This window comes from Leisingera sp. F5 (assembly GCF_001593695.1).
This window is the reverse complement of sequence record NZ_LUKH01001406.1, coordinates 1-1052: the sequence shown is the minus strand read 5'-3', so window position 1 is coordinate 1052 and position 1052 is coordinate 1. Positions and strand designations below refer to the sequence as shown.

The 1052-nt window shown below is 61.6% G+C and carries 2 protein-coding genes and 1 pseudogene; 1 reads left to right on the top strand and 2 read right to left on the bottom strand.

Features of this window, described 5'->3' with window-relative positions:
- Positions 1 to 180, top strand: a pseudogene (locus A2I95_RS41820) (RND transporter); the annotation flags it as partial.
- Positions 181 to 239: 59 nt separating this feature from the next.
- Here the strand turns inward: A2I95_RS41820 and nqrM are convergent.
- Both nqrM and A2I95_RS41810 read right to left on the bottom strand, forming a co-directional pair.
- Positions 240 to 479, bottom strand: a complete 240-nt coding sequence (gene nqrM / locus A2I95_RS41815; protein WP_024092707.1) for a (Na+)-NQR maturation NqrM — start codon at positions 477 to 479, stop codon at positions 240 to 242.
- A gap of 35 nt (positions 480 to 514) precedes the next feature.
- Positions 515 to 1052, bottom strand: a 538-nt coding sequence (locus A2I95_RS41810) for an FAD:protein FMN transferase (protein ID WP_291738141.1), incomplete at its 5' end; no start/stop codon positions are given.

Here is a 1052-nt window from a genome sequence, read left to right as displayed (position 1 = left end):
ACCCTGTTCGACCTGCTCAACACCGAAGAAGCGCTGCGGGACAATGAGCTGAATCTGATCTCCGCCCGCCGTGATCTGGCGCTGGCCTGGGCCGGGCTGCAGATTTCACTGGGCAAGGGTTGGGCACCGGATCAAACACCGGCCAGCGCAACCGCAGCTTTGTCAGCAAAAGCTGAGTGAGTTCAGGCATTCAGTTCCGGTGCGGGACAGGTCCAGTGCGGGACGACCCCCGAGCGGTCTCAGGCCTGTTCTTGCTGCATCTGTTCGACCATCTGCCGCGCGCGCTTGCACTGCAGCTTGTCGCGCAGTGGGCTGTCGGGGTCGATGTCTTTCGAGCACACCACGCATTTGTCGGCGCCCGAGATCGCATTCAACCCGCCGCAGCTGCCCTTGATCTTCTTGCCCATCAGAATGACCCCCAGCGACATGCCCAGGGTAACGATCAGCAGCAGGATAAAGGCCAGAAGAAAGGTGCTCATGTTGTGGTCCCTCGCAGGATTGCTTGGCGGCGGCTTCAGTTTCCGGTCAGCGCCTCGAACGCGCTGCTGGCAGAGGTCATATAGGCATCCGCACCGGCTTGCACGTCCCGATCAATGAAAAACACGGCAAGTTTATGCTCTTGTGCAAGCTTCAGCCCGTTTTCGCGGCCCAAAACCAGCATCGCGGTGGCCCAGGCATCCGCCAGCATGGCGTTTTCCGCAATCACCGTGACCGAGGTGGTGGCATGCGTCACCGGCCGCCCCGCCACCGGGTCGAGGATATGGGAATAGCGCATGCCCTCATGCTCGAAGTAATTCCGGTAATCGCCCGAGGTCGCCAGCCCCAGATTGCTGACCGGCACGATCAGCTGCACCGTTTGCGCCGCCGCATCGGGTTTCTCGATACCGATGCGCCAGGCCTCGCCCTTGGCATTTTCACCCTTGGTCACCAGATCGCCGCCGATCTCCACCATGTAGTTTTCAACACCGAAGCCCTGCAGCGCCGCCGCCACCGCATCAACGCCGTATCCCCTGGCGCTGGCCTTTGTGCCGCTGAAGTTCTGATCCCTGGGG

Excerpts from the sequence above, each read along its gene's own strand:
- nqrM (WP_024092707.1), bottom strand. The coding sequence starts at position 479 with ATGAGCACCTTTCTTCTGGCCTTTATCCTGCTGCTGATCGTTACCCTG.